Consider the following 26,515-nt stretch of genomic DNA (forward strand, 5'->3'; position numbering starts at 1 on the left):
TCCCGCTTCGCCGACCCTAAGGACCGCCCGTGCCCCGCCTCAGCGTGATCGTTCCGATCTACGACGTGGAACCGTACGTCGCCGGCTGCCTGGCCTCGGTCGCCGCGCAGACCTGGCAGGACATCGAGGTCGTCATGGTCGACGACGGCTCGCCCGACGGCAGCGCCGAGATCGCCGCCGGCTTCGCGGCACGCGACGGCAGGTTCCGGCTGGTCCGCCAGGCCAACGCGGGGCTCGGGGCGGCGCGCAACACGGGCGTGCGGCACGCGACCGGGGAGCACCTGATGTTCCTCGACGGCGACGACCTGCTGCCGGCGCACGCCCTCGAATGCCTCCTGGCGTCCCTGGAACAGACGGGATCGGACCTCGCCACGGGCAACGTGCTGCGCTTCGACGGGCGCGGCGCCCGCCAGTCGGCCATGCACAGGGCCGTCTTCGCCGACGCCGCCGCGGCCACCCACATCACCCGGGCGCACGCGCTCCTGCGCGACCGGCTGGTCACCAACAAGCTGTGGCGCCGCTCGTTCTGGGACGCCCACGGGTTCGCCTTCCCGGAAGGCGTGCTCTACGAGGACATCGCGGTGGCCCTGCGCGCCCACTTCCTGGCGCGTGCCGTGGACGTGCTGCCGGCGCCGGTCTACCTGTGGCGGCGGCGCGAGGGCGGCGGCCGCTCGATCACGCAGGACAAGACACAGGTCGCGCATCTGAAGGACCGGTTCGCCGCCGTCACCGAGGTCCGCCGCTTCCTCAGCGAGCACAACTTCACCGCGCACATCCACGCCTGGGACCACGCCGTGCTCGACGGCGACCTCACGAACTTCCTCGACGTGCTCGACCAGGCCTCCCCGGCGTTCCGGGAGCGCTTCCTCGACCTCGCCGGACTGTACCTGGAGGACGTGGCGCCGCCCGTGCTCGACGGGCTGCCCGCGCTGCGGCGGCTGCAGTGGCATCTGGTGCGCCTGCGCCGCCTGGCCGACCTGCTGGAGGTCCTGGCCTGGGACCGGGAGGTGAAACCCGACCGGCGGCTCGTCCGCAGGATGGGCGGCCACCACCTGAACGTGCCCCTCGCCCGCTCCGCCGACCGTGAGATCCCCGCCACCGTGACCCGGGCCAGGGACGAACTCGTCCCGCGTCACCGCATCGACGCGGTCCGCTGGGAGAACGGCGTGCTCGTGGTGGAGGGACGCGCGGCGCCGCCGTACCTGCGGCCCACCCGGCGGGTCCACCAGCAGGTCTTCGCCGCCCTCGTCCACGAGCGGACCGGGCGGCGCGTCCGGGTGCCGGCCTCGGTCACCAGGGCCCGGGTGTCCACGAAGTCGAAGGAGCGCGACTGGGGCGGGTTCCGGCTCGCCATCGACCCCGCGACCCTGGCCAGGCCCGGCCGGCTCGGGCGGTGGCACGTCGAGTTGCGCGTGCTCCACCGGGGCGTCCTGCGGCGCGGACGGCTGACCGACCCGCGCGCCGCCGCCTCGACCGTCGAGCAGGCGGGGTATCGCACCGTGGGCCCCGACCACTACGTCGCGCCGCTGCTCGGGGAGACCGGCGCCCTCATGCTGCGGGCCGAGCGGGAGACCGCCCGGGTCGTCACGCGGGAGGTGCGCGACGGCCGCCTGCGCCTGGTGGGCCACGTCGTCAACGACCTCGGCCCGAGCCCGGTGCTCCAGGTCACCCGGCGCCCCGGAGGCGTCCCCCGCGCCTATCCCGTGCATGTCGACCGGCGTACGTTCGAGGCCGTCGTCGACCTGCGGGACCTGCTGCCCGCGTCCCGGACTCCGTGGATCGCCGTGCCGGCGGAGGTCGCCGCGCCCGAGGCGTGGTGGGAGGTGGAGGTGCGGGCCGCCGACGGCACCGTGACGCCCGTGACCGTCGCCGAGGACGTGCCCACCGGCCGGTACGGCCTGGCCGGCCGTGAGATCGTCGTGACCCGCGACCGCACCGGCGGCCTGGTGCTGCGGGACCAGCCCGTCGCGGCGTACGCCGACCTCGCCGAATGGCTGCCCGCGCGCCGAGGGGGAGGCGGCGAGTTGCTCGTCGAGGGCGGCCTCGCGGTGCCGCACGAGATGTCCGCGCTGGTGGTGGCCGCTCTCGACCACGTCGCACCCGGCACCCGCGTGACCCCCCGGCGCGGGGAGTGGCTGCTGCCGATCGAGGGAGCGGGAACCCGCTTCCGGGCGCGGCTGACACCCGAGCAGGTCGGCTCGCCCGCCGGGCCGCTGCCGCTGCCGCGCGGCCGGTACGCCCTGGCGATCCGGGCACGCGCCGCCGGAGGAGAGTGGACGGACCTGCCGCTGGAGTTCGACACGGACGTGCCTGCGGCCCACCAGACGGCTCGCCGTACGTTCGGGATCGTCACATCGGGTCCGGGCCGGGCCGTGCTGACGGTGAGCGGCGACCTGACCGCCGACGAGCGCGGCAAGAAGGCCCAGCGGGTGCTGCGCACGAGGACCTATCCCCAGATGAGGGACAGGCCGCTGCGGGACGCCGTCCTGTTCGACGGCGGCGCGGGCACCCGCTTCGGCGGCAGCCCGAGGGCGGTCTGCGAGGAACTGCGCCGCCGGGGAACCGACCTGCCGCTGCTGTGGAACGTGCGGGACGGCCAGGTCGCCCTGCCCGGCGACGTCGAACCGGTGCGCACGCTGGGACGGGAACACTACGAGGCCCTCGCCCGGTGCCGTTACGTCGTCACCGACGCACCGCTCCCGCCGTGGTTCGAGCGCAGGCCCGGACAGGTGGTCGTGCAGACCTGGCAGCAGCCCGTGTACACGTCGGAGGACGCCGCCGGCGGTTCCGGGGCGGGTCAGTGGACCCATCTCGTGTCCGCGGGCCCGTGGTGGACGCCGCTGCTGCGGCGGACGTTCGGCTTCGAGGGAGAGGTGCTGGAGACCGGCCTGCCCTGCGACGACCTGCTGACCGGACCCGGCGCCCGGGAGCGTGCCGCCGAGGTGCGGCGCCGCCTCGGCCTGCCGGAGCGCGCCCACGTCCTGCTGTACGTCGCGGGGGAGCACGACACGCTCGACGCCGGACGCCTGGCGGCGCGACTGACCGGCGGCCACGTCCTGTTGGTCCGTCACCCGGCGGGGGCCGGGACGGAGGGCGTCCGCCTGCGGGACGTGAGCGGCCATCCGGACCCGCACGAGTTGTACCTCGCCGCCGACGTCCTGATCGCCGGGGACGTGGCGGCGGTGTTCGACTTCGCCGTGACGGGACGCCCGGTGCTCCTGCACGCCGGCCGGCCGCGGGACCTGTGGCTCCTGCCCGAGGCGCCGGGGCCGGTGCTGCACGGTGACGCCGGGGGTGGCGCCGGGGGAGAGGACGAGGTGCTCGACGCGCTCGCGCACCTCGGCGAGGTCGCGGACAAGCACCGGGACGCGTACGCCGCGTTCCTGGCGAGGTATCGCCCGATGGCCGACGGGCAGGCCGCCCGCCGGGTGGTGGACGCCCTGTTCAGCTGACCTCCGCGACGCGTGTCCCGCCGATCAGGTGACGGCGGCGGCCAGCATGGCGAGGCCGATGGCGAGGAAGACGCAACCGGCGACCACCAGTGCCACCGATCCGGCCAGGCCGCGCCCCGACGAGGTGTCCATCCGCGCCTTGCGCGGGTCGTCCGGGTCGTACAGCACGACGACCTGGCGGCCCGTGAGGTTGAAGATCTCGAAGGAGCCGCCCCTGGTCTGGCCGACGGTCTCGATCTCGGCGCCGTCGAGCGTGCGGAAGCGCAGGATCGGAAAGTACTCGTGGGAGTCGGTCCTCCATACCCGGTGGCTGCCGACGACGATCCCCGGCACCCGGTGTGCCGAGGCGAGGAACGCCCGGCCGCTCCGGAACCGGTGAATCCCGCCGACGATGAACGCCACGCCGAACGCCAGGGCGAAAATGCCGAACACCGGTCGCGCCCTCCCCTGTGATGCGGACGGCGGCGTCTCCGGCCGCCCCGGCCCGTTCCCCCTCGCCGGAATCTACCGGGCCCTGCCGAGCCCGGAAAGATCGGTTGACGATCAGGGGTCGAAAACGTCGATCGCGCCCATGGCGATCCTGGCCCGCACGTCCTCCACTGTCATCGACTGTCCCGAGGCGCCGCGCACCAGCACCGGCCAGTGCGCCGCGGCGGCCTCCACCAGTTCGGCCGCCAGCACCTGCGATCCGGGCGTCTCGAACACCTCCAGCAGCACGCAGGTGCAAGGGGCGTCTCCGAGCGTTTCGCGGGTGACCGAGGCGGGTCCGGGCGGGGTGGCCCGCGCGTCGGCCAGCTGAACCCAGACCCGGGCGGGCCCGCGTTCCAGCAGCGCGTCCGCCTCCTCGCCGTGGCCCGCCAGGCCGCCCAGTGACCGGACGAGCCGTTCGACGTGCCGGGGCGTCACATCAGGGGGGAGCGCCATCGTCACGAGGGCGACCCGGCCACGGCGCGCCGCGGCGGGGGACGGGTCGTGCCATGTCGCGGCGTCGAAGAAGCCCGCCCGCCGCTTCGCCAGCCGCCGGTGGAACTGCTCGACGGTGAGGATCTCGCCGCCGAAATCCCTGACGAGCAGCGGCCAGCGATCGGCGGCCGCCAGCACGATCTCGGCCGCCAGCCACTGGCTCCCGGGCTCGCTGGTCATCTCGAGGACCAGGGCGGACCGGGGCGGCAGGTCCAGCGCGGACGCGTACGCGGTCCGGAGATCCTCGTAGCGGAGCAGGTCCGGGTCGAGCCACGCCCAGACGGTCCCCCCTCCGCGTTCGAGGACCACGTCGGAGTACTCGGGCGAGCCTTCGCCGGCCTCGCCGCCCAGCGACTCGACCAGTTCCCGTACGTCGCCGGACGTGACGTCCGCCCCGAGGACGACGATGACGTTCCTCGACATCCGATCTCCTCCCCACCGCTCAGTGGATCTCCCGGCCCAGGGTCTCGGGTCAAGAGGCTGCAAAGCGACCGTAAGGCAATGGGGATGGGCCGGGTGGCGTGCCGCCGCGCGTCGGCATCCTGACGGCGTGACGGTGTCTGCCAGGCTCTCGGTGGTCGTCCCCCTGCACGGCGGGGAGGAACACGCCGAGGAGTGCCTCGAATCCCTGCGCGACCAGACCCTGGACGACATGGAGGTGATCCTCGTCGGCCGTCCGCGGGGCCTTCGCCCGCCCGACAACAGGTTCACGCTCCTCACGCTCGGCGACGGCGGCGACGACCCCGGCACGGCGCGCAACGCGGGGGCGGCGTTCGCCACCGGACGCTACCTCGCCTTCGCCGACCCCGGCTCGGTCGTCCCCGCGGACGCCTACCGCGCGCTGGTCGGCGCCCTCGACCACACCGGGTCCGACCTCGCCTGCGGCCGGATCCGCACCTGGACGCCGTACGCGCCGGACAAGGCGCCCGTCCCGGCGCAGAAGGCCAGGCTGCGCACGCACATCACCCGGCATCAGAAGCTGCTGGACGACCCGCGGGCGGGCGGCACGGTGTTCCGCCGGGAGTTCTGGACCCGGCACGGGTTCGCCTTCCCCGCGGGCCTGGGCGAGGACTTCCCGGTGACGATCCCCGCCCATGTGCTGTCCACTTCGGCCGACGTGCTCGGCGACGTGGTCTGCCTCACGCGCGGGTCCCGGCCGCCGGCCGACCCGCTGCGCCGCCTGGAGGCGATGCTGCAGGTGTCGGACCTGCTCGGACGGCACGCGCCGCAGCTGCGCACGGCCTACGACCAGCGCCTGGCGGAGGGCCCCGACCTCGACGCCGTGCTGGAGGCCGTACGCGACCGGGTTCCCGACCGGCTGGCCGAGGTCCTGGGCCGCCTGGGCCGCCTGGACCCCGGCGCGGTGGAACGGCTGCCGGTCCTCAGGCGGCTCCAGATCCACCTCGCCGCCCACGGCATGACCGGCGAGCTGGCGGAGCTGCGGATGTTCGCCGCGTCGGAGATCAGGCACAGGGGCGTGCTCCGGCGGGGGCTGCGGCCCCGCCGCTGGTATCTCGACTACCCCTTCCGCCGCGACCCCCGGCTCCCGCGCTCGCTGTTCGACGCCACCCGCGACCTGCGGCTCGTCGCCTGCGTGGACGACGTACGCCACGCGGACGACAGGCTCGCCCTGACCGGCCACGCGTACATCGCCCACCTGGACAGCGGGCGCAGCCGGATCGAGCTGTGGCTCCAGCGGGGGGAGGAGCGGATCACCCTGCCGGTGCGGCGCACCCGCAGGCCCGACGTGACCGCCGACTCCCGCCAGTCGGTCGCCTGCCACGACGACTCCGGCTTCGAGACCGTGATCGCCCTCGACACCCTGCCCGCCGGCCGGTGGGCGTTGCACGCGCGGGTCCGGGCGCGGGGCGTGACCCGGGCGGGCCGGGCGATCGGAGCCCCGGGCGAGCGCGTCTTCGACGCCGGGAACCTGCGCGTCTCCCTCACCCGGGACCGTGGGCTGACGCTCGGCCCCCGCGCCGCCGGCGGCCCGCATCCCGATCCCGGCGGCCACGTCAGCACGGTCCGGTGGACGGAGTCCGGCGAGCTGGTCCTGGAGGGGACGGGCCGGTGCCCGGCCGGCCGGATCGTCCTGGAGCGTGGCGCGGAGCGGCACTCCTGGCCGGCCCGACAGGACGAGGAAACGTGGACGGCCGCCGTCGGCAGGACGTCCGAAGGGCTTCCGCTCCGCAGCGGGACCTGGCGGGTGCTCGCCCCGTCACCGGCGGGCGGGGACGCGCGCGTGCGCCTGAGCCCGGCCCTGATCGCCGACCCGCCGCGGCCGCGGGTCACCGGGTTCCACGAGATCTCCGTCCGCACCTCACGCGACGGCGATCTGAGCCTCGCGGTGCGCCCCGCGCTCGGCCCGCACGAGCGTGGGCCGTACGCGACGCGCAGACGGCGGGCGGCGGCGCCGCGACGCACGATCCTGCGGGACGCGGCGGTGTTCGACAGTTACGGCGGCGGGCAGTACTCGTGCAATCCCCGGGCCGTCTCGGAGGAGCTGGCGCGCCGCCACCCGGACGTGGAGATCGTCTGGGTCACCCGGGACGGGCAGTTCACCGTCCCGCCGGGCGTGCGCCTGGTCCTGTACGGCTCGCGCGAGCACGAGGAGGCGCTGCGAACCAGCCGCTTCGTGGTGGCCAACCGGCGCACCCAGCCGGGGTGGTATCGCAAGCCGCGCGGGCAGACGGTCGTGCAGACCTGGCACGGCACGCCGCTCAAGCGCCTGGGGCTCGACCTGGAGGGCATGCCGTACGCGCAGCGGGTGCCGCGCGACGAACTGGCGCGGCAGGTGGCGACCTGGGACCTGCTGCTGTCGCCGAGCCCCTTCGCCACCTCCGCGCTGCGCGGGGCGTTCGGCTACGAGGGGGAGATCCTTGAGTCGGGCTATCCGCGCAACGACGTGCTGTTCGATCCCGCACGCGCCCGCGCGGCCCGGCGGCGGCTTGGCCTGCCGGACGACCGGCGGATCATCCTGTACGCGCCGACGTGGCGGGACGACGACACCACCGGACGGCTCGCGCTGGACCCGGTCAGGGCGGCAGGGGCGCTGGGCGACGACGACGTGCTGCTCGTGCGGGCGCACTACCTGGTGGCGCGGGACATGGCGATCCCGAACGGCGATCGCATCCGCGATGTCTCCAGATTTCCGGACATGGCGGATCTCTTGGCCGCCGCGGACGTGCTGGTCACCGACTACTCGTCGGCGATGTTCGACTTCGCGTGCACCGGCAGGCCCATGGTGTTCTTCACGCACGACCTGGAGCGCTACCGCGACGAGGTGCGCGGCTTCTACTTCGACTTCGAGGCCGAGGCGCCCGGGCCCGTCCTCGGCGGCGCCGACGACGTGCTCGACGTGCTGCGGTATGGCGACCTCGGGCAATCCGCGGCGCGCTACGAGCGGTTCGCCCGCAGATACTGCCCCTGGGACGACGGGCACGCCTCGGCGCGCGTGGTCGCGCGCATGCGGCCATGAGCCGCCCGTCCCGGCACGTCGCCGGCCATTCGCCCCGCCGTACGGCCGAATCGCCGTCGCGACGCATCGCGCCCGCGGCGTGCCCGGCCGAGGTGCCCGAGCGGGCCGCCCGACTGGACCGGCCTTCCATCGTGATCGTCGTGCCTGCCGTTCTCGCGCTGGCCGCCGGGTTGTCGGACCTGGGCGGGCCGCCGCCGTGGCGGGACGAGGCGGCCACCGTCAGCGCGGCCGGCCGCACCCTTCCCCAGCTGGCGCACCTGCTGCAGTCGGTCGACGCGGTGCACGGCCTGTACTACGCGCTGATGCACGTCGTCGCGGGGCTGTCCGGCACCGCCGAGGTCGCGCTGCGGATCCCGTCCGTCGTCGCGGGCGCGCTGGCCGCGGCCGGGACCGGCGCGATCGGCCGCGCGCTCGGCGCCCCCAGGGCGGGCCTGTACGGCGGCGTGCTGCTGGCCCTCATGCCCATCTTCTCCAGGTATGTCCAGGAGGCCCGGCCGTACGCGATGACGGCGGCGGCGGCCGTCGGCGTGACCCTGCTGTTCCTGCGCGTGCTGAGGTCGCCCACGTCGGCGGTCCTGGCGGCGTACGCGGCGGCGCTGACCGTGCTGGCCTACCTCAACCTGTTCGCGTTCCTGGTCGTGGGGGCGCACGGCGTCGCGCTGATCCTGTCGAGGGGACCGCTGCTCCGGTGGGCGTGCGCGGCGACGCCGGCGCTGGCCGCCGTGGCGCCGCTGGCCTGGCTCGGCTCCCGGCAGAGCGCGCAGGTGGGCTGGATACCCCGGCCGGGCGTGACCGATGTCGGCAGGCTGGCCGTTCAGCTGTCCGGCGACCTCGGCGGGGCGACGGGACCCGGAGTGGCCCCCCTGACCTGGGCGCTCGCGCTCTTCGGCCTCGCGTACGCCGCGGTCGTGGGCGTCCGCCGCGCTCGCGCGGCCCGTCGCACAAAGGATCCCGCGGAAAAGCCCGCTGAGACGCCGGCCGAAGAGCGGGCCGAGACGTCCGCCGCGCTCGTGCGGCTGGCGCTGCCGTGGCTGCTCGTGCCCGCGCTGGTGCTGCTGACGGTCTCCTGGGCCGTCCATCCCGTGTACGTGTTCCGCTACGTCTTCTGCTGCGTCCCCGCGGCGGCGCTGCTCGCCGGGGCGGGCCTTGCCGCGCTGCCCCCCGGCCTCGCCGCCGCCGTGCTGGCCGCCTGGCTCGGCCTGTCGGTTCCCGGGCAGTTCGCCACGCGCGGCCCGGACGGCAGGCAGGACGACCCGCGGCCGGTCATGGCGCTGCTGGCGGCCGAGGCGCAGCCGGGCGACGGCGTGCTGTTCGTCCCCGCCAAGGTCAGGAAGTACGAAGCGGTCTACCCGTCGGTCTTCGGCAGGCTCCGCGACGTGGCGCTGGCCCGGTCACCCGAGCAGGACGGCAGCTTCCCGGGCCGCGAGGTGGGCACCCGGGTGCTCGCCGCCCGGCTCGACGGGCTGAGCACGCTCTGGGTCGTCGGCCACACGGGCAAGAACGCGATGCCCGCCCGCAGGCACGCCCTGGTCGCCCGTTCGTTCGCCCCGGCCGGCCGCTGGACCTTCCGCGGCCTGTTCGTGGACAGGTACGTCCTGCGGCACGCTCACCGCTCGAACGGCGCCGGGGTGGGGAAGTAGGCATCCAGGAACCGCGCCAGCAGCGCGTCCTGGTCGACGGTCGTGGGGGCGGTGTCGTTGAGGCAGAACACGTCGTGCCTGCGCCGGGCCAGCATGCGGCGCAGCTTGGCCGGCGTCTTCGGCAGCGACAGGTCCACGTAGGTGTAGTCGACCGTGCCGGGGACCGCCCGGCCACTCAGGTAGCCGTAGTAGTGCGCCAGCGAGGACACCACGGAGATGTCCCGCGACGTGCGGAACCTGCTGCGGGCGGTCGCCGCGAACTCCGCCGCGAAACGCCCCTCCAGCTCGTACATGAGCGACCGGCGCAGCGCGTACGGCACGTGCTTGAGCTTCTGCGTGATCGTGCGGCCGGTCAGGTTCTCCAGGATGCGCCGGTTGTTCATGCCCGCGGCGTGGACCGGGGACTCCTCGGTCTCCGGCACGCCGAAGGGCACGTGGACGGTGCTGGGGAAGAAGCGGGTGATCCCGTTGCCCTCGAAGAACGTCCGGGGAGGCAGCGGCCGCCCCAGGAAGAAGTCGTCGTTGAAATACAGGAAGTGCTCGCTGAGCCCGTCGATGTGGTGAAGCTGCGTCTCGATGGCGTGGGAGTTGAACACCGGCAGCATCGACGGGTCGGTGAAGATCTCCTTGTGGTCGACCACCGCGACCATGGGGTGGGTGGTGTCGAGCCACGACGGCGTCTGTCCGTCGGTGACGATCCAGATCCGGTTGATCCAGGGGGCGTACATCAGCAGGGAGCGCAGCGAGTAACGCAGCTCGTCCCTGCTGGTGAACCGTGCCTCCGTGGTCGCCATCTCGCTCAGCGGGGCGCCGGTGCGCAGCGCCTCGTCGCGCTCGGCCTGGTCGCGGCGTGCCCGCCAGGCCGGGTCGCCGCCGTCCACCCACGTGTAGACGGCGTCGATCGGGAAGTCGATGTCGTCCAGCAGCCGCCGGACGAACTCCGGCCGGGTGCGGTAGGCGCGGGCGCGGCGGGCGGCGCACGCCAGCGGCGTGAACAGCTCCTCGCCGCCGTCCACGGCGGGGCCGTCGGCGGGGACGCGGTCGCAGGCGGGGTTCGGCCTCGGGGCGACCAGTTCGTCGCCCTCCCGGGCCCAGAACTCCAGGTCGCACCCGTTCTCCGGACCGAGCATCAGCGTGCGCGAGGGGCTGGCGAAATACATGGCCAGCCGCACGACCTTGGCGTCGCCGAGCAGCGCCGCCGCCCGCCGCACCGGGCGCATCCGGCCCGCGTCCGCCTGGCGCGCCCGCGCCCCCTGCCTGCCGTACGGCTGCCGCGCGGCGAACAGCGGATGACTGCCGGCCGCGAGCGCGGCGAACGCGCGCGTTCGGTCGTTCTCGGGCACGGCGATCACCGGCGGCCGGTTGGGCAGTGGGCGCACGCAGAAGTACGGCACATTCGCCTCGGTCAGCAGGGCGCACACCACGTCCAGCGTCTCGCGCTGGGCCTGGAGCGGACCCGCGTCCGCCCGGATGAGCGCGGCCCGCGGCGCGGGCTCCCAGGACGGCAGCCGCCCCTGCAGCCGCCGGTACAACGTGACAACGGGCATGGTCTCCCCCTCGAACACGGACTGTAACCGATCGGCGACCGGATTGGCGCAGGGTTTACGTAGATAAGGGAGACGGTCAAGAACCGGCAATGAGATGCCCTGCCTGTTACAGAAGAGCAGGCCACGGCTACCGCTTGTAGTCATTCTTGCCTGCATGGGAGGCTTCACGCTGGACGACATACTCGCGACGCGCAAGCCGAGAGACTCGTGGTGGACCGTCTTCATGGTCGATCCGCTCGCCTGCCGGCTCGCGCTGCTCGTGGCCAATCACACATCGATCACGCCGAACGGGCTGACCCGGCTGTCCATGCTGATCGGCTTCGCCTCGGCGGCCGCCTTCGCGGAGGGCATGCTCGTCGCCGGGGCGGCTCTGTTCTATCTGAGTTTCACGGTCGACTGCATGGACGGAAAGATCGCCAGGCTCAAGGGCACGGGGACGCCCTTCGGCCTGTGGCTCGACTACGTCGGCGATCGGGTGCGGGTGGTCTGCTGCGCCTTCGGGTGGGGGTTCGGGGAGTACACCCGCACGGGCGACACGGACGTGGTGCTCGCCGCCGTGGGCGTCGTCGTGCTCGACCTGTTCCGCTACATCAACGGCCCCCAGCTGAAGCGGGTCAAGGACGCCACCCGCGCGCTGCTCGAGGCGCGGCTGGACGGGCAGTACGTCCTCGCGGAGAGCGTCCTTCGCTCCAGGCCGCGGACCGAGCTGGGGCAGGCCGCCGCGGAGTTCGGCGGGGTCGCCGCCGACGACGGCGCGAGGGTGGTCGACCTGCAGAAGGCGTTCCACGCCCGCTTCCCCTGGTATGACCGGTTCCGCGTCTTCCTGGTGCGGCACCGGGTGCGCACCCACGTGGTGAGCGGCATCGAGTTCCACGCCGCGGTCTTCGTCGTGGGCCCGCTGTTCGGTCCCAAGGCCCTGGCGCCGGTCTCGATCGTGGCCGGCGCGCTGCTGCTGGCGTTCGAGATGAGCCTCGTCTACCGCGTCTGGCTGGCAGCACGCCAGGTGCCCCGCACCGCCGCCGAGAAACAGAAGATCCTTGTCTGACCGGCCGTCCCGGCCGGATCCGCACGCTCGTACGGCGTGACGCCGTAGGACCCGCGTCACGAGCCGCGCCCGGGGGAGGGCGGCGGCCTGGCGTCTGGCAATTTCACCACGGGGGATAGAACTCATGCATTCGGACAGACCTGTCTTCGTCGTCGGCTGCCCGCGCTCCGGCACCACCATGCTGCAGCTCATGCTGCACTCGCACCCGCGCATCGCGGTCCCGCCCGAGACGCGGTTCCTCGTCCCGGCCTACTTCTCCCGCCGGGCGTACGGCGACATGCGGCTGGCCGACAACAGGCGCAGGCTGGCGACCTGGATCGCCGAGGGCCGGACCACGAAGTTCCACGAGCTCGGGCTGAGCCGCCCCGACTTCGTCCAGGCGGCCATGCTCGGCCCGGGCAGCTTCGGCTCGGTCGTCGGCATGGTCTTCAAGTGCTACGCCGAGCGCTTCGGCAAGCCGCGCTGGGGCGACAAGCGGCCCAGCTACTACCGGCATGTCGAGATGCTGATGCGGATGTTCCCCGACGCGCAGTTCGTCCACCTTGTCAGGGACGGCCGCGACTGCGTGGCCTCGCTCAAGCAGATGCCCTGGTACAAGGCGGACGCCGTGCACGCGATGGCCAACTGGGCCGAGGCCGTCGACTTCGGCCGCCGGCACGCGCGCAAGCTGCCGGCCGACAGCTTCTACGAGCTGCGGTACGAGGACCTCACCGCCGACCCGGAGACCGAGCTGAAGAAGCTGTGCGTGTTCATCGGCGAGGACTACGACCCTGCGATGTGCGATCCGCGCCACATGGCCGAGCTGGCCGTGCCCAAGCACAAGGTGTGGCACAGCAACACGCACGAGGAGGTGACCACCGCCCACTCGGGCAAGTGGGCCTCCCGGCTGGAGCCCTGGGAGATCTCGCTGTGCGAGGAGGTGCTCGGCGAGCGGCTCACCGCGTACGGCTACGAGCTGAGCGGCGCGCGCAAGCCCGACCGCGAGCACGTCGTCGCGTTCAAGGCGGCGGCGGCCAAGCGGCGCGCGGCGCGGCTGCGCAAGTACAACCGCGACCGGCTCACCCGGCTGCGCGAGCCCGGTCCGATCGCCGCGCTGCTGACGGAGGGCCAGCGGCGGCTCGCCGGCCTGCCCCAGCAGCGCTCCTACGAACTGCTTCCCCGCTGACATCCCCTCTCGGGCATCTCAGGCGCCAGGCGGGGGGCCGACCGACGACCGCACGATGAGGCGCGAGCGGAGCGTGTGCGTCTCACGGCCGGCCTCGGCCCCCTGCACGATGTCGAGGAGCACCTCGGCCGCCTTCGCGCCGAGCTCGTGCACCGGCTGCGCGATCATCGTCAGCGGCGGATCCATGACCGCCGCCCAGGCGCTGTCGTCGAACCCGATGAGCGCGACGTCGCGCGGATAGGAGAGCCCGGCGGCCCGCAGGGCGCGCAGGGCCCCCGTCACCGCCTCGGTCTCCGTGCAGAACAGCGCGGTGATGCGGTCGGGCAGGCTGAGCATGCGCGCGACCTCCTGGGTCACCCGCTCCTCGACCTTGCGCCCGACCATCACCAACTCGGGGTCGAAGGGGATACGCGCGTCGTCGAGCGCGTCGAGGTAGCCGCGCAGGCGCTCGCCGTCGGTCCACAGGTTGCGGGACGCCGCCGCCAGCAGCTCGCGCCGGGTCGCCGGCGGCTGCGCCATGGGCGGTCCCCACACGAAGCCGATCCGCCGGTGCCCCGCCGCGATCAGCCGCTCGACCGCCTCACGCGCCGCGTCGCGGTTGTCGATGACGACCGCGTCGAGGTCGAGCGCCGGGATGGCCCGGTCGACCAGTACGACGGGGACGCCGCGCGTCAGCGCCTCCTTGACGTGGCCGACCTCCCGGCCGCTGACCGCGGCGGACGCGATGATCATGCCGTCGACGCGCTTGTCGATCAGCACGTTGGTGGCGGCGACCTCCTCGTCGAGGTCCTCGTAGGTGCTCAGCACGATCGTGTCGAAGCCGCGGGCCCGGGACGCGTCGCACACGCCGCGGACCAGTCCGGCGAAGAAGGGGTTGCCGATGTCGGCGACGATCACCCCGATGGTGTGGCTCACACCGGTCGACATGCTGCGGGCGAGGGCGTTGGCGCGGTAGCCGAGCTTCTCGGCCGCGGCGAGCACGCGCTGGCGCAGCTCCGGGCTGACGTGTCCATACCCGCCGAGCGTGCGGGCGGCGGTCGCCCTTCCGACGCCCGCCTCGGCCGCCACCTCGGAGATCGTCACCCGCCCGGCGGCCTGGCTCCGCTCAGCTGGCATGGCTGGCGTTCCTCCCTCTCTCGTCTCAGGGCAGCTTATTGACCGCTCCCCCGCCTGAGGGCGGGGGATTCCTGGCTCACGCTGCCTGACTGCCCGGCGGACGGTCAGGTCTTACGCGATCAACGCCAGCCGGGTTCAGACCAGCCCGGATGAGCATCACGCGGGCGGAGTTCTTGTCCCTTGGGGAGACGGCTCCGCACGTGGTGCAGGTGTAGGTGCGTTCCGACAGCGGCAGTACGTGCTTGGTTCTCGCTCCGCAGTGCCCGCAGTCCATGGTGGTGTGTGCGGGATGCACGAGGCGGATATCCCGCCCGTGCTTGCGTGCCATCTCGATCAGGGCTTGCTTGGTGGCCGAGATCGCGGCGTCCGCTGCCTTGCGGGCCATGGTGGTCTTGGCGAGGAACTTCGGGCGGAAGTCCTCCCACCGCGATCACATCGTGGTCCCTCACGACCTTCTTGGCCCACTTGCGTGCGCCGCCGGGCCTTGATGTCCTTCAAGGCCTTGGCACGCGACTTGGCGAAGTCCCGGATGGTCTGCTGCTGCGGCACCGACGCCCCCGTGCGCAGCCACTCGTGCTCGGTGCGCCACCCGGTCAGCATCTTGTCGAGCTGAGCCGGGCCGCACGTCTGCTTCGCCTGGTGGGCCGCCCGGGATTGGGCGACGCACTCGTTCCACACCCAGCGGCACCGGTCCCACTCGGTCAGCAGCGCGGCAAGCGCGGCCGACGGCACGCGAAGGCGGTAGGTGTGCCGGGCGTGCCCGGCTTGCTCAGCTACCGCTGACGTTGTCACACCATCCTCCGGCGCAGCATCACGAACGGCGATCTCGGCGGTGCCGATGACGGCGATCTCGCGGGCACGGCGAACAGCCTGCGCGATCTCCTGCCTTGGAGTGACATCGTGCCAGCCGTAGAAACCGCCGACGGCGTTATGGACGATGTCACGCGCCAGGCCAGGCGCCTGAGGTTCCCTCGGTCCGTGTTCCCAGCGGCAGCCGTAGCCGTCGCACGGTTGGAGTTCGGACGGCCGGAGGGCCTGCCGTTTTCTCGTATCTGTGGCACCGAACGATCACCTTCCTAGCGTCTTTACCCTCACTGCCCATGAAGTGTGAATGTCTCCTCCTCCGTTCACAGGCAGAGGTATCCTCCGCTCATCTTGTGAGAACGGGCCGTCCGTGGCCGAACGCGCCCTCCACCAGGCATTGCTCGTAGGCCGACCGCGCGCCGTCGTGGAGCGCGCGCTCGACGGCGTCGCGGTCCGGCGACGTGCCGGTGGTCCAGCCGCCGCGCAGCAGCGAGACGGCGAACCCGGCGAGGAAGGCGTCGCCGCAGCCCATCGTGTCGACCATCAGGCCGGGGTCCTCCACCCGGCGCGCGGCGGTCGCGACCGTGACCCTGCCGTCGTGCGCGATCGCTCCCTCCACGCCGCGCGTGGCCAGCGCGAGCCGCGCGCCGCGCCGTACGGCCTCGGCCAGCAGCGCCCGCGTGGCGGCCTCGTCGAGGTGTGAGCACGACAGCAGCACCAGGTCGGCGTGCGGGCAGATCCGGTCGAGGTAGCCGGGGGTGCGGAACTCGTCCTCGCTGGACAGGTCGAAGCTCACCACCGGGCCGAGCCCGGCCAGCTTGGGCAGCTCGGTCTCGCTTCGGGAGTACACGCTGGAGTGCACCAGGTCGAAGGAGGCGGCGTACCGCAGCAGGTCGTCGCCGAGGACGAGCGGCTCCCGCAGCGTGACGCCGCCGCCGTTCCAGCCGAGGAAGACGCGGTCGCCGTCGTCCACGCGCAGGGTGGAGACGCCGCTCTCGCCGGTCCGCACGACGCAGTGGTCGATCGCCACTCCCTGGGCGGCGATCGAGGCACGCAGGAAGTCGCCGAGCTCGTCGTCGCCGAACACGCCCAGGTAGGCCGCCTGGAGGCCGAGGCGGCGGGCGTAGACGGCCACGTTGACGCTGTTGCCGCCCGGGTACTCCACGCCGCGGTCGACGAACCGGTCGACGATGTTGTCGCCGAAGCCGAGGACTCTCAAAGGACTCTCCTGTGGACGGGCCCCCGCGCAGGCACGCGCGAGGGCCCGGAAGGGGGGAACGGCGGGATCAGTAGTCCATGACGCGGTAGTAGCGGCGCAGGTCGAGCGAGTGGTCGCGCACCCGCTCCAGGTGCTTGCTGACGCGGCTCATGACGGTGTCGAGGACGAGCGGCGCGAGCAGGCCGCGGAACTCGGGGCTGATGCCGTCGAGCGGGTAGTCCTTCGTGTCGAAGACCGTGACGTCCTTGGAGATCCGCTTGGCGAAGGCCTCGGCGCGGTCGGTGAGCGCCCTCGCCTCGTCCTCGCCCTGGAAGACGAGCACGCTGGTGTTCTCTTCGAGCAGTTCGAGCGAGCCGTGGAAGAACTCGGCGCTGTGCACCCGCGTGGTGCGCAGCCACTGCATCTCCTCGAGGATGCACATGGAGTAGAGGTAGGTGAACCCCCACAGGTTCCCGCCGCCGATGAGGAAGTAGTAGTCGCTGTCCTTGTGGGCGTCGGCGAACGCCTCGGCGACCGGCTCGGCCTGCTTGGAGACCTCCAGGAGGATCCGCGGGATGTCGTCGAACTCGGCGGCGAACTTCTCGTAGCCGTCGAACTCACCCCGCCGCGACAGCAGCCGGCCCATGAAGAGCAGCATCTGCATGTCGAACGGCCACGTCTTGGGCTCGGTCAGCAGCGCGAGGTCGACGTTCTGGGCGATCGGGGAGTCGGGGTAGCCGGTGAAGCCGACGGTGTAGGCGCGCTTCGACGTGCAGAACTCGATGGCCCGGACGACGTCCTCGGTGGTGCCGGAGACCGAGGTGAAGATGGCCACCGAGCGCTCGCCGAGCGCCTTCTCGTCCGCGGCGACCAGCTCGGCCGCGATCACCGCGCGCACGTCGAGGGTGGACCGCTGACGAGCCAGGCGCTCGTACGGCCACATCTGGGCGTAGGTGCCGCCGGCGCCGACGAGGTAGAGGTTGTCGAATCCCCCGTCCACGAGCCGATCGACCAGTTCCTCGATCTGCGGGCGCAGCGCCACCGCGCTCGCCAGCTGGGAGAGGAATTCCGGCTCGTTGAATCCGAGCATTGTCGCGTCCTTTCAGGATCACCTGCGGACCGGCGGCGCCCCTGCTGCCTGATACCGGTATCACGCGGGGGTCACGCTGGCACAGGTGAACGTACGACGTCAACACCGCGACCTTTCTTCCCATGCACATGCCGCATCTAGCTGCTGTTTCTGGCCTCTTGCGGTCCCGGAGCCGTCGCGCGGGAAAAAATTCTTGGAACTAGGACTGGTACCGGTATCAGATGCTCTGTACAGTCACCCCACACCAGGCGGGTCGTGCCGCGGCGCGTCCCGGCGGATCCCGGTGCCATGGCAACGCGGTGCCCGGCGGATCCCAGGGCCCCGGCACCGGCGGTCCTCCCTCCGCAGACGGACCAGCCCCCAGACAGACCAGAGAGAGAGGAAGCCCATGCGCCCTCGCGCACTGACGACGTTCGCGGCACTCGCCGGGACGTCGGTGCTCGCCCTCGCCGGGTGCACCGGCGGCGGGCAGGCGGAGAAGGCTCCCGCGGCCGACGTGACCGCCGCCCCCGACTACTCGGGCACCCTGAGCATCCTCACCAAGTTCGCCGGAGAGCCGCTGGAGCCGTACTTCGAGGACCTGGCCGCCGAGTACGAGAAGCTCCACCCCGGGGTGAAGATCCAGCTCATCCAGGAGACCGACCAGAGCATCAAGGACAAGACCAAGACGCTGACCGCGTCGAACGCCCTGCCGGACGTCTACTTCACGTGGACCGGCAACTGGGCGGAGAACTTCGTCCGCGGCGGCCGCGCGGCCGACCTGACCAAGGTCGTCGGGCCGGGCACGGAGTGGGGGAAGACCTTCAGCGAGGGGGCGCTGTCGGCCTTCGCCTACGACGGCAAGTACTACGGGATCCCGCTGTACGGCAACGGCAAGTTCATGGGCTACAACAAGGCCGCGTTCGCCAAGGCGGGGGTGAAGGTGCCCGCCACCTTCGAGGACCTGATCGCCGCCTGCGGCCCGCTGCGCAAGGCCGGGTACGAGCCGATCGCGTTCGGCAACAAGGACGGCTGGCCGGCCCTCCACTACCTGCAGCAGATGCTCGCCTACGACGTGCCGTGGGACACCCTGCAGGCCGACCTCAAGCCCGCGACGGCGAAGCTGGACGACCCGGGCTACGTCACCGCGCTGACCCGGTTCAAGACCCTCGTCGACACCTGCACCGACACCAAGAGCGGCACCAACGGCGTGCTGTACAGCTCGGCGCAGGAGAAGTTCGCCGACGGCAAGGCGGCCATGTACTACCAGGAGATCCTGGAGTTCGACAACGAGACCGCCAAGGGCAAGCTCCCCACGGACGACTTCGGCATCTTCCAGTTGCCGGCGCCGCAGGGGGCGAAGGGCGACCCCACGGTGATCGAGGGCGCGCCCGAGGGATACCTGGTGAACGCCGCCTCCCCGCGCATCCCGCTCGCCGTCGACTTCATGAAGTTCGTCACGAGCGTGAAGAACGCCAAGACCCTGTCGTCCCCGCCGTACGGCCAGCCCAGCACGGTCATCGGGGCCGTCACGCCCGAGACCTCCAGCAAGGCGGTCTACGAGGGCGTCGGCCTGGTCAACAAGGCGCCGAAGCTGGCCGCCTGGCTCGACACCGTCACCGTGCCCGACGTCGCCGACGCCTGGCTGTCCGGAGGCGAGGCGCTGATCACCGGCGGCAAGACCCCCGAGCAGGTGCTCGACAGCGTCCGCCAGGCCTCGGCGTCGGCGAAGTAGCCGGAGGAGAGCAGGTGCGCACCATCGGCAAACGGGCGCTCGGGCTCGCGTGGGTCGTTCCCGCCCTCGTGCTGGTCGGGGTGTTCGTCTACTTCCCGCTGGCCGAGAACCTCGGGTTCAGCACGCTCAAGTGGGACATCTACAGCGGCAGCCAGGAGTACGTCGGCTTCGCCAACTACACCAAGCTCGTCGAGGACCCGGTCTTCTGGCGGTCGCTCGGCAACAACGTGCTGTACGCCGTGGTGTCGATCGTGTTCCAGGTGTTCGGCGCGCTCGTGCTGGCCGCGCTCATCGAAGGCGTGCGCAGCGAGCGGTGGCAGCGCCTCCTGCGGGCGGTCTACTTCATCCCCTCCGCGATCTCGCTGACCGTCGCCGGCCTGCTCTTCTACTTCATCTACGAGCCCGACCTCGGCCTGCTCAACCACCTGCTGCAGGCGGTCGGCCTCGGCGGGCTCGGCCACGCGTGGCTGGGCGAGGAGAGCACGGCCATGCCGGCGATCATCGCGATGAGCCAGTGGCAGGGCTTCGGCTACTCCACGCTGCTGTTCGCCGTCGCCATCCAGCGGATCCCGCGCGAGATCTACCAGGCGGCGGCCCTCGACGGCACCGGGCCGGTCCGCCGCTTCTTCCACGTGACCGTCCCCCTGGTGCGAGAGATGACCGGCGTGATGTCGATGGTCACGATCTCGGGGGCGTTCCAGGTGTTCAACGAGGTCATGGTGATGACCAGCGGCGGGCCCGACAACTCGACCCAGGTGCTGGGGACCTGGCTCTACCGCAGCGGCTTCGTCCGCAACGACTTCGGCTACGCCGCCGCGATCGCGACCGTCATCTTCGTGGTCACGCTCGGCATCGCCGTCGCGCAACTGTGGGTCGCGCGCAGGAGAAGGGTGGCGTGGTGAGTCGCATCGGCTTCCTGGGGGCGGTCGCCCGGGTGTTCCTGTGGGCGTTCCTGCTCTGCCTCGCGGCGGTGGTGGTCTATCCGCTGCTGTGGATGGTGCTCAACGGGTTCAAGACCAACGGCGAGATCTTCGGCAACCCCTTCTCGCTGCCCTCCCACTGGAGCTTCGACAGCTACCAGAAGGCCTGGAACCGCGGGGTGAGCAACTACCTCACCACGAGCGTGCTGGTCACCGTGACCTCGACGGTCGCGACCGTGTTCGTCAGCGCGTGGGCGGCGTACGGCCTCACCCGGGTGAACATCCCGTTCTCCAAGCTGACCACCGGGGTCATCCTCGGCGGGCTGATGCTCGCCCCGAGCGTGGCGCTCGTGCCGCTGGTGAAGATGTTCCAGGCCATGGGCCTGTACAACAGCTTCTGGGCGCTGCTCACCCTCTACACGGCCTTCCGGGTGCCTTTCACCACCTTCCTCATCCGGGCGTACATGCTCGACCTGCCGCGGGAGGTGGACGAGGCGGCCGAGATGGACGGCTGCGGCCGGTGGACCGCCTTCTGGCGGATCATCCTGCCCATGTGCAAGCCGATCATCACCTCGACCGTGCTGCTGCACATCCTGTTCGCCTGGAACGAGTACCTGTTCGCGATGGTCTTCACCAGCGGCGCGGGCGTGCAGACCCTTCCCGTCGGCCTGATGAGCCTGATGAGCAAGCACGGCACCGAGTTTCCCGTCGTCTTCGCCGGCATGGCGATCGCGGCCTTCCCGGTCGTGCTGCTGTTCTTCGCCGGGCAGCGTTACATCGTCAAAGGACTCGCGGACGGAGTCGGAAAATGAGTTCCATGCCCCTCATCACCGGATCGAACTTCTCCTATCAGCACCTGCCGTTCGAGCGGTTCCTCGACGACGCCGCCGACCTCGGCCGCGAGGAACTGGAGCTGTGGGGGATCGCCCCCCACTTCCACGTGCCGCAGGTGAGCGACGCCGAGGCCCGCGCCGTACGCCGCCGGGCCGCCTCGCGCGGCCTGCGGGTGCGGTGTCTCACGCCCGAGCAGGTGATGTACCCGGTCAACATCGCCTCGGCCGACACGCGGCTGCGCGCCTCCAGCATCGCGATGTTCCGCCGGGCGGCCGAGCTGTGCGCGGAGCTCGGCGCCGAGTTGCTCCTGCTCACGCCGGGCCGGGGCTACGAGGACGAGCCGGTGGAGGCGGCGTGGCGCAGGTCCGCCGACGCGCTCGCCGAGATCGCCGGGTATGCCGAGGGGTTCGGGGTGACCTGCGTGCTCGAACCGCTCCAGCGGGTGGAGTCGAACCTGCTCAACGACTCGCGGGCGCTCGCCCGGATGCTGGACGAGGTCGGCGCGCCGAACCTCGCCGCCGTGCTCGACACCGTGGGCATGGCGGTCGCGGGGGAGAGCGTGGACGACTACTTCGACGCGCTCGGCGACCGGGTCCGCCACGTGCACCTCATCGACGGCCGCCCGGCCGGGCACCTGGGGTGGGGTGACGGGGAGCTGCCGCTGGCCGGCTATCTCGCCGCCTTCTCCCGCCGCGGTTATGACGGGTTCATGACGTTCGAGCTCTTCGGCGACGGCACGTACGCCTTCGCCCCCCGGCCGGTCGTCGAACGCTGCCTGTCCGCCGTGCAGGCCGCCCTCACGCACCCCTGACGGGCGGGTTGAACCGGGAGTACTCCTCGAACGCCCAGCGCAGCGGGCTCGCGCCGCCGACCTGGAGCACTTGCTCGACGTCGAACGTGACCAGCCGCTGCGCGCCCGGCACGTCGCCCGGGTCCCACTCGACCCGCGCCCTGCCGGTCAGGTGCAGCGCGTCGCCGGTGGTCCAGTCGAGGAAGAGCAGGCCCGCGGCGGGGTTCAGCTCCAGGTTGCCGAGGGTCATGTACATGAGGTTCCCCGCGTAGTCGGGCCAGACGAGCCGCCGGTCGTCCACCACCTCGACGAACCCGGGGTTGCCGCCCCGGTGCGAGACGTCCGAGCCGAGCCCAGGCGCGTGCGTCGCGACGAAGAAGGTGTCGGCGGCCCTGATCCACTCCCGCTGGGCCTCCGACAGGCGGTCCCCGGACCACGACGTCCGCTCACCGGGCTCAAGGTCCTCGGTGATCGTACGCTTCTGCAGATATTTGGGGCAGTTGGAGTACACCTGCTCGGTCCGTACGTTCAGGCGTTCGCCGTCTCTCCGGGCCCGGCCGTTGACCCGCATCCGGCGCCGAGACCACGGCTCGACGGCCAGCATGCCGATGTCGTGTTCGTCGTCGAACACTCCCGCGAGCGGCGCGCCGGGCACCGCGTCCACGAGGATCGTGCGGTCGCCGGCCGGCGTGACGAAGCCCGGCCGGCCGGTGAGCGGCGCGGCCCACACCCGGCCTTCACGGTCCTCCGCGCCGATCACGACCATGCGCTGGGACTCCAGGAACCGCGCCGCGACCTCCGGGATCTCGGCCCGTACGCGGGCCGACCCGTGCTCGGCCAGCCTGACGCCCGTGCGTCGCTGGACCGCGACCTCTCCCGCGTGCCGCATGTCTAGAAGAACCCGCAGGTCGGGGCGTCGGACCGGGGAGCGGGGCGCTCCTCGGCGCCGCTCGGCGCGTAGATCTCCAGCCGGATCCCGTCGGGGTCCTCGAAGAACAGGCCGCCCGAGGAGGCGCCCTCGCGGTGCGGGACGATGCCGCCGTGGTGGATCGTCGCCCCGGTCTCCCGGACGACGGCCTCCGCCCTGCGTACGGCGTCGATGTCCGGCACCTGGAAGGACAGGTGGTGCAGTCCCGGCAGGGCGGCGGCGAACCTGCCTTCGCTCTGCTGCCACAGCGTCAGCACCAGCGTGCCGTCCTGGGCGAGGAACGCGTACCGGCGCGCCTCGTCGGCCGACTCGCCGGCCACATCGAAGCCGAAGACCTTCCGGTAGAAGCCGACCGACCTGTCGAGGTCGGAGACGTTCAGCCCGACGTGCCCCGTGGTGAAGCTCATAGTCTGCCCCCTCATGGCGAGACCTAACGGAGGATTCCGTTAGAAGATGAGAGCAGACTAACGGGATCTAACGGGAAAGTCCATTAGAAGATCAGGTGACCCTTCGCCGGGGGAGTGGCAGCCGTGATCGCGTGAACACCGCGCCGCCGAGCGCGGCCAGCAGCGGAAGCACCACGACGAGCAGGCCGACGAGCGCCCAGGGGATCGCGAACGCGGGCGCGGCGCCCGCCGGCACGATCGTCGTCACTCCGTCGGCGCGCAGGAACGCCACCGGATGGGATACGCCCTGCCGGGCCGCGGCGATGCCCGGAGCGAGGCCGGCGAGCACGCCCGTGACCGAGGCCAGCAGTGCGATCACCAGGGCCTGCCCGGCGACGACCGCGCGTTTCACCCGTGGGGCCGCCCCCACGGCCGACATGGTCTCCAGGTCCGGACGCGCCTCGGCGGCGGCCAGCATGGTGGCGACGAACGTCATTCCCAGCACGAGCACGGCCGCGGCGATGCCCAGCACGATCAGGAGGATCGTGTCGTCGGGAGCCTCCGGCACTTCGAGTCGCACGGTCGCCTTGCCGGTGATCCGCTCCACCTTCGCGGTGATCCGCTCCGCCGTCGCCCTCGGGACGCGGAAGTCCGTGGGATCCACCACGAGCATGGTGGTGAAGATGCCGTACCCGTTCTTCGCGGCCACCTCGGGCGCGACGACCGCCCGGGCCCAGCCCTCCCCGTCGGCCCGCACGCCGGCGGCGGGCAGTGTGAGCGGCACCGAATCGCCCGGCCCGGACGCGGGCGTCAAGTCGATCCTCAGCCGTCCGTCCCGGATCACGGCCGGGTTGAGCACGACGGCCTTCCCCTCGTGGAGCGCCGCCACCGCCCGGGGGTCGTCGCGCCGCAGCACGTAACGGAGCAGGTCGTCGGTCCCGACCAGGAGGCCTCCCGACCGGCTCGCGTCCGACCACTCCACTCTGCTGACGTTGGGGGCGGTGTCCGGCACCGAGGCGTACATCGGGACGCCGGACCTCGACGTGAGCGTCCGCACCTCCACCAGCGGCACGCCGGCGGGCAGTTCCTCGCGTACGGCGGAGCGGACGCGGTCCCAGAGCCCGGGAGTGAGGTCCGGTCCGGCGATCCACAGGGCTCCGGTGGGCGCCTGGGGGTAGTCCTGCACGTACACCGGTTTCTGCGCGAGCCGGCTCTGCCAGGTCACCCCCACCGCCGTGAGCGCCACGACCGCGGTCATCACCGCGGCGACGGCGGGCGCCGTACGGCCCCTGTTGCGTACGGCGTCCCTGGCGGCGAACCGGAGCGGCAGGGGGAGCCGGGCGGCGAGCCGGGCCACGGCCGCGACGAGCGCCGGCGTCAGGGCGACCAGGCCGAGCTGGGTGACCAGGGCCGAGGTAGCGATCCAGCCGAGCTCGTGACCGCCGCTCACGATGGTCGCCGCCGTGCCCGCGACGACGAGCACGATCCCGAGCAGCGGCCGGCCCGCCCGCTCGCGGCCCCGCTCGCGCCTGCCCGACAGCACGGCGACGGGGTCCGTACGGCTCGCCGCGACAGCCGGGGCGAGGGCGGCCAGCAACCCGGCGACGACGCCCAGCACCGCGGCGGTGGCGACCGCCGCCCAGGGGACGGCCAACGGGGGGAGTAGGTAGCCCGCCCGCCGCTCCAGAGCCGGTCTCGCGAGCAAGGCCGCGCCGACGCCGAGCGCCGCGCCGACCACCGAGGCGGCGACGCCGAACAGCAGGCCGTCGGCGAGCGCGATCGTCCGCAGGTGCGCGGGGGAGCCGCCCTGGACGGCGACCAGCGCGAACTCGCGCGACCTGCGCAGCCGGCCCATGGCGAAGGCCGGCCCGGCCAGCAGGACGACCTCCAGCAGCATGATCGCGACCCACGGCGCGGTCTCCACGAGGGAGGACGGGCGCGTCGGTGACTCGTCCGGCGGGATCCCGTCGACGACGGCACGGCTGACGACCACGAGGCCGTGTGCGTTGAGGCGCCGTACGTCCGCCCACGTCACGGGGCGCGGAGAGTCCACCAGCCAGCCGCGCGACATCAGCCCGGGATGGACGGGCCCGAAGGCGGCGTCGGGCAGGCTGCCGGGGAAGGCCACGAGCGTGGGCGGGAACCCCGTCAGGTCGAACAGGGCGACGCCGACGACCCGGAGCGCCCGGCGTTCCTCGCCGACGAGGAGCGTCACACCCGGAGCCGTGTCCGGGCCGAGCCGGTCCACGGACACGACCGCCTCGCCGGGAGCGGCGGGAAGCCTGCCCTCGATCAGCCGGAAGGTGCCCCGGGACGTCGGATCGTTCAGATCGACCTGACGGATCTGCCCCATGTCGTACCCCTGAGGGGTCAGGTAACGGAAATCCGCCTGGGCGAAGGGGACGATCCGGTTGCCGGGACCGAGCAGCGCCGTGATCTCGGCCTGCGTGAACGGCGTCCCCTCGCGTCCGAGCCGCCAGGGACTCCCGTTTCCCCACGCGTCCTGGGTGAGGCCCGTCCACTCGTGGGCGCCGGTCACCAGCGCGTCGGCCTGCCCGAGGGGGTAGTGCTGACGGTCGGGCAGCGGCCCCGGGCCGAAGACGGCACTCAGCACGAAGGAGGCGAGGGCGACGGGAAGCCCGATCATCGCGAGGATCAGCGCGCTGCGCCACTTCGACCGCCGGGCGTTGCGGCGGGAGATCCGTAATGACGCTCTCAGCCCATTCATCGGGCGGTCTCCATCCCGGCGGCCGCCGAGTCGACGATCTGCCCGTCCTTGAGGAAGACGACGCGGTCGGCCCAGGCGGCGTAGCGCGGCTCGTGCGTGACCAGCAGCACGGCGGCACCGGCGTCGGCCCGCTGCCGGAGCGCCTGGATGATCTCGTCGCCCGCCCGGGTGTCGAGGGCGCCGGTCGGCTCGTCCGCCAGGAGCAGCCGCCGCTCCCCGACCAGCGCGCGGGCGATGGCGGCCCGCTGGCGCTGGCCGCCCGACAGGTCGTCGGGGAACCGGTCGCCCATGCCGGCGAGCCCGACCTCCTCCAGCACCGCCAGGGCCTCCCGCCTGGCCTTCGCCGTAGGGACGCCGTCCAGCTCGCGCGGCAGCGCGACGTTCTCTGCGACGGTCAGCGACGGGATGAGGTTGAGGTCCTGGAAGACGTAGCCGGCGCTCCTGCGGCGCAGCTCCGCCAGTCGCTTCGGTGACAGACCCCGCAGTTCGCGGCCTTCGAGCGTCACCGATCCCTCCGTCGGGCGGTCGAGCCCGCCCGCGAGGTTGAGCAGGGTGGACTTGCCGGACCCGGACGGGCCCATGACCGCGACCAGTTCCCCGGCGGCGACGTCCAGGCTGACGCCCCGCAGCGCGTGGACGGCCCCCGCCCCCTCGCCGTGGACGCGTACGACGCCGGTCATGCGGACGACCGGCTCGCCGTCCGGCGCGGGTAACCGG

The 26,515-nt window shown here is 72.4% G+C and carries 20 protein-coding genes; 9 read left to right on the forward strand and 11 right to left on the reverse strand.

All coding sequences use genetic code 11. The features are described 5' to 3' along the window. Positions 1-29 precede the first annotated feature (29 nt). Positions 30-3,452 (forward strand): bifunctional glycosyltransferase/CDP-glycerol:glycerophosphate glycerophosphotransferase, encoded by a 3,423-nt coding sequence (locus QSK36_RS04985; protein WP_285781498.1) that lies wholly within the window; start codon positions 30-32, stop codon positions 3,450-3,452. 24 nt (positions 3,453-3,476) lie between these two features. On the opposite strand, the gene QSK36_RS04990 is transcribed toward QSK36_RS04985, so the two are convergent. Both QSK36_RS04990 and QSK36_RS04995 read right to left on the reverse strand, forming a co-directional pair. Next, entirely contained in the window at positions 3,477-3,884 is a 408-nt protein-coding gene (locus QSK36_RS04990; RefSeq protein ID WP_285781499.1) for a DUF3592 domain-containing protein, read from the reverse strand. Between the two features lie 111 nt (positions 3,885-3,995). After that, positions 3,996-4,838, reverse strand: coding sequence for a hypothetical protein (locus QSK36_RS04995; protein WP_285781500.1), 843 nt, complete (start codon positions 4,836-4,838; stop codon positions 3,996-3,998). 127 nt (positions 4,839-4,965) lie between these two features. Here QSK36_RS04995 and QSK36_RS05000 point away from each other — a divergent pair, with 127 nt between their 5' ends. Then, positions 4,966-7,893, forward strand: coding sequence for a bifunctional glycosyltransferase/CDP-glycerol:glycerophosphate glycerophosphotransferase (locus tag QSK36_RS05000; RefSeq protein WP_285781501.1), 2,928 nt, complete (start codon positions 4,966-4,968; stop codon positions 7,891-7,893). Further along, a complete protein-coding gene (locus tag QSK36_RS05005) occupies positions 7,890-9,533 on the forward strand; it encodes a glycosyltransferase family 39 protein (protein WP_285781502.1) in 1,644 nt (547 codons plus the stop codon). Before QSK36_RS05000 ends, QSK36_RS05005 begins: the two co-directional genes overlap by 4 nt. On the opposite strand, the gene QSK36_RS05010 is transcribed toward QSK36_RS05005, so the two are convergent. Then, a complete protein-coding gene (locus QSK36_RS05010; RefSeq protein ID WP_285781503.1) occupies positions 9,500-11,080 on the reverse strand; it encodes a stealth family protein in 1,581 nt (526 codons plus the stop codon). The two genes, QSK36_RS05005 and QSK36_RS05010, sit on opposite strands and share 34 nt — an antisense overlap. Positions 11,081-11,234: 154 nt before the next feature. Here QSK36_RS05010 and QSK36_RS05015 point away from each other — a divergent pair, with 154 nt between their 5' ends. Both QSK36_RS05015 and QSK36_RS05020 read left to right on the forward strand, forming a co-directional pair. Continuing rightward, positions 11,235-12,125: a CDP-alcohol phosphatidyltransferase family protein gene (locus tag QSK36_RS05015; RefSeq protein ID WP_183534375.1), complete on the forward strand. Its 891-nt coding sequence runs from the start codon at positions 11,235-11,237 to the stop codon at positions 12,123-12,125. Between the two features lie 124 nt (positions 12,126-12,249). After that, positions 12,250-13,290, forward strand: coding sequence for a sulfotransferase family protein (locus tag QSK36_RS05020; RefSeq protein ID WP_183534377.1), 1,041 nt, complete (start codon positions 12,250-12,252; stop codon positions 13,288-13,290). A gap of 18 nt (positions 13,291-13,308) precedes the next feature. On the opposite strand, the gene QSK36_RS05025 is transcribed toward QSK36_RS05020, so the two are convergent. The 4 genes from QSK36_RS05025 to QSK36_RS05040 all read right to left on the reverse strand — a co-directional run bounded on the left by QSK36_RS05025 (position 13,309) and on the right by QSK36_RS05040 (position 17,498). Beyond that, positions 13,309-14,406: a LacI family DNA-binding transcriptional regulator gene (locus QSK36_RS05025; protein ID WP_183534379.1), complete on the reverse strand. Its 1,098-nt coding sequence runs from the start codon at positions 14,404-14,406 to the stop codon at positions 13,309-13,311. Between the two features lie 76 nt (positions 14,407-14,482). Then, entirely contained in the window at positions 14,483-14,791 is a 309-nt protein-coding gene (locus QSK36_RS05030) for a zinc ribbon domain-containing protein (RefSeq protein WP_352239707.1), read from the reverse strand. 765 nt (positions 14,792-15,556) lie between these two features. Further along, complete coding sequence (locus tag QSK36_RS05035) at positions 15,557-16,429, reverse strand: PfkB family carbohydrate kinase (RefSeq protein WP_285781504.1); 873 nt, start codon at positions 16,427-16,429, stop codon at positions 15,557-15,559. A gap of 67 nt (positions 16,430-16,496) precedes the next feature. Further along, complete coding sequence (locus tag QSK36_RS05040; RefSeq protein WP_285781505.1) at positions 16,497-17,498, reverse strand: SIS domain-containing protein; 1,002 nt, start codon at positions 17,496-17,498, stop codon at positions 16,497-16,499. A 388-nt stretch (positions 17,499-17,886) separates the two neighbouring features. Between QSK36_RS05040 and QSK36_RS05045 the strand changes: the two genes are divergently transcribed. The 4 genes from QSK36_RS05045 to QSK36_RS05060 are packed head-to-tail and all read left to right on the forward strand — an operon-like array spanning position 17,887 to position 21,777. Further along, on the forward strand, positions 17,887-19,212 hold the full coding sequence (locus tag QSK36_RS05045) for an ABC transporter substrate-binding protein (RefSeq protein ID WP_183534385.1): 1,326 nt from the start codon (positions 17,887-17,889) through the stop codon (positions 19,210-19,212). Positions 19,213-19,226: 14 nt separating this feature from the next. Next, entirely contained in the window at positions 19,227-20,114 is an 888-nt protein-coding gene (locus tag QSK36_RS05050) for a carbohydrate ABC transporter permease (RefSeq protein ID WP_285781506.1), read from the forward strand. Further along, positions 20,111-20,944, forward strand: a complete 834-nt coding sequence (locus QSK36_RS05055; RefSeq protein ID WP_285781507.1) for a carbohydrate ABC transporter permease — start codon at positions 20,111-20,113, stop codon at positions 20,942-20,944. Before QSK36_RS05050 ends, QSK36_RS05055 begins: the two co-directional genes overlap by 4 nt. After that, positions 20,941-21,777: a sugar phosphate isomerase/epimerase family protein gene (locus QSK36_RS05060; RefSeq protein ID WP_285781508.1), complete on the forward strand. Its 837-nt coding sequence runs from the start codon at positions 20,941-20,943 to the stop codon at positions 21,775-21,777. Before QSK36_RS05055 ends, QSK36_RS05060 begins: the two co-directional genes overlap by 4 nt. On the opposite strand, the gene QSK36_RS05065 is transcribed toward QSK36_RS05060, so the two are convergent. The 4 genes from QSK36_RS05065 to QSK36_RS05080 all read right to left on the reverse strand — a co-directional run bounded on the left by QSK36_RS05065 (position 21,764) and on the right by QSK36_RS05080 (position 26,478). Next, positions 21,764-22,645, reverse strand: coding sequence for a pyridoxamine 5'-phosphate oxidase family protein (locus QSK36_RS05065; RefSeq protein WP_285781509.1), 882 nt, complete (start codon positions 22,643-22,645; stop codon positions 21,764-21,766). The genes QSK36_RS05060 and QSK36_RS05065 overlap by 14 nt on opposite strands. Before the next feature lie 2 nt (positions 22,646-22,647). Next, positions 22,648-23,091, reverse strand: a complete 444-nt coding sequence (locus QSK36_RS05070; protein ID WP_183534393.1) for a VOC family protein — start codon at positions 23,089-23,091, stop codon at positions 22,648-22,650. A gap of 91 nt (positions 23,092-23,182) precedes the next feature. Next, positions 23,183-25,798: an FtsX-like permease family protein gene (locus QSK36_RS05075; protein WP_285781510.1), complete on the reverse strand. Its 2,616-nt coding sequence runs from the start codon at positions 25,796-25,798 to the stop codon at positions 23,183-23,185. Then, positions 25,795-26,478 (reverse strand): ABC transporter ATP-binding protein, encoded by a 684-nt coding sequence (locus QSK36_RS05080; RefSeq protein ID WP_285781842.1) that lies wholly within the window; start codon positions 26,476-26,478, stop codon positions 25,795-25,797. The genes QSK36_RS05075 and QSK36_RS05080 overlap by 4 nt, the downstream gene beginning before the upstream one ends. Between the last annotated feature and the right edge of the window lie 37 nt (positions 26,479-26,515).

The sequence above is a fragment of the Microbispora sp. NBRC 16548 genome (assembly GCF_030268985.1).
GTDB lineage: Bacteria > Actinomycetota > Actinomycetes > Streptosporangiales > Streptosporangiaceae > Microbispora > Microbispora catharanthi.

What these genes read in the sequence shown, in the direction of transcription:
- QSK36_RS04995 (WP_285781500.1), bottom strand. Translation starts at nt 4,838, where the DNA reads ATGTCGAGGAACGTCATCGTCGTCCTCGGGGCGGACGTCACGTCCGGC.
- QSK36_RS05005 (WP_285781502.1), top strand. Translation starts at nt 7,890, where the DNA reads ATGAGCCGCCCGTCCCGGCACGTCGCCGGCCATTCGCCCCGCCGTACG.
- QSK36_RS05010 (WP_285781503.1), bottom strand. Translation starts at nt 11,080, where the DNA reads ATGCCCGTTGTCACGTTGTACCGGCGGCTGCAGGGGCGGCTGCCGTCC.
- QSK36_RS05015 (WP_183534375.1), top strand. Translation starts at nt 11,235, where the DNA reads ATGGGAGGCTTCACGCTGGACGACATACTCGCGACGCGCAAGCCGAGA.
- QSK36_RS05020 (WP_183534377.1), top strand. Translation starts at nt 12,250, where the DNA reads ATGCATTCGGACAGACCTGTCTTCGTCGTCGGCTGCCCGCGCTCCGGC.
- QSK36_RS05025 (WP_183534379.1), bottom strand. Translation starts at nt 14,406, where the DNA reads ATGCCAGCTGAGCGGAGCCAGGCCGCCGGGCGGGTGACGATCTCCGAG.
- QSK36_RS05030 (WP_352239707.1), bottom strand. Translation starts at nt 14,791, where the DNA reads ATGGCCCGCAAGGCAGCGGACGCCGCGATCTCGGCCACCAAGCAAGCC.
- QSK36_RS05040 (WP_285781505.1), bottom strand. Translation starts at nt 17,498, where the DNA reads ATGCTCGGATTCAACGAGCCGGAATTCCTCTCCCAGCTGGCGAGCGCG.
- QSK36_RS05045 (WP_183534385.1), top strand. Translation starts at nt 17,887, where the DNA reads ATGCGCCCTCGCGCACTGACGACGTTCGCGGCACTCGCCGGGACGTCG.
- QSK36_RS05060 (WP_285781508.1), top strand. Translation starts at nt 20,941, where the DNA reads ATGAGTTCCATGCCCCTCATCACCGGATCGAACTTCTCCTATCAGCAC.
- QSK36_RS05065 (WP_285781509.1), bottom strand. Translation starts at nt 22,645, where the DNA reads ATGCGGCACGCGGGAGAGGTCGCGGTCCAGCGACGCACGGGCGTCAGG.
- QSK36_RS05070 (WP_183534393.1), bottom strand. Translation starts at nt 23,091, where the DNA reads ATGAGCTTCACCACGGGGCACGTCGGGCTGAACGTCTCCGACCTCGAC.
- QSK36_RS05075 (WP_285781510.1), bottom strand. Translation starts at nt 25,798, where the DNA reads ATGAATGGGCTGAGAGCGTCATTACGGATCTCCCGCCGCAACGCCCGG.
- QSK36_RS05080 (WP_285781842.1), bottom strand. Translation starts at nt 26,478, where the DNA reads ATGACCGGCGTCGTACGCGTCCACGGCGAGGGGGCGGGGGCCGTCCAC.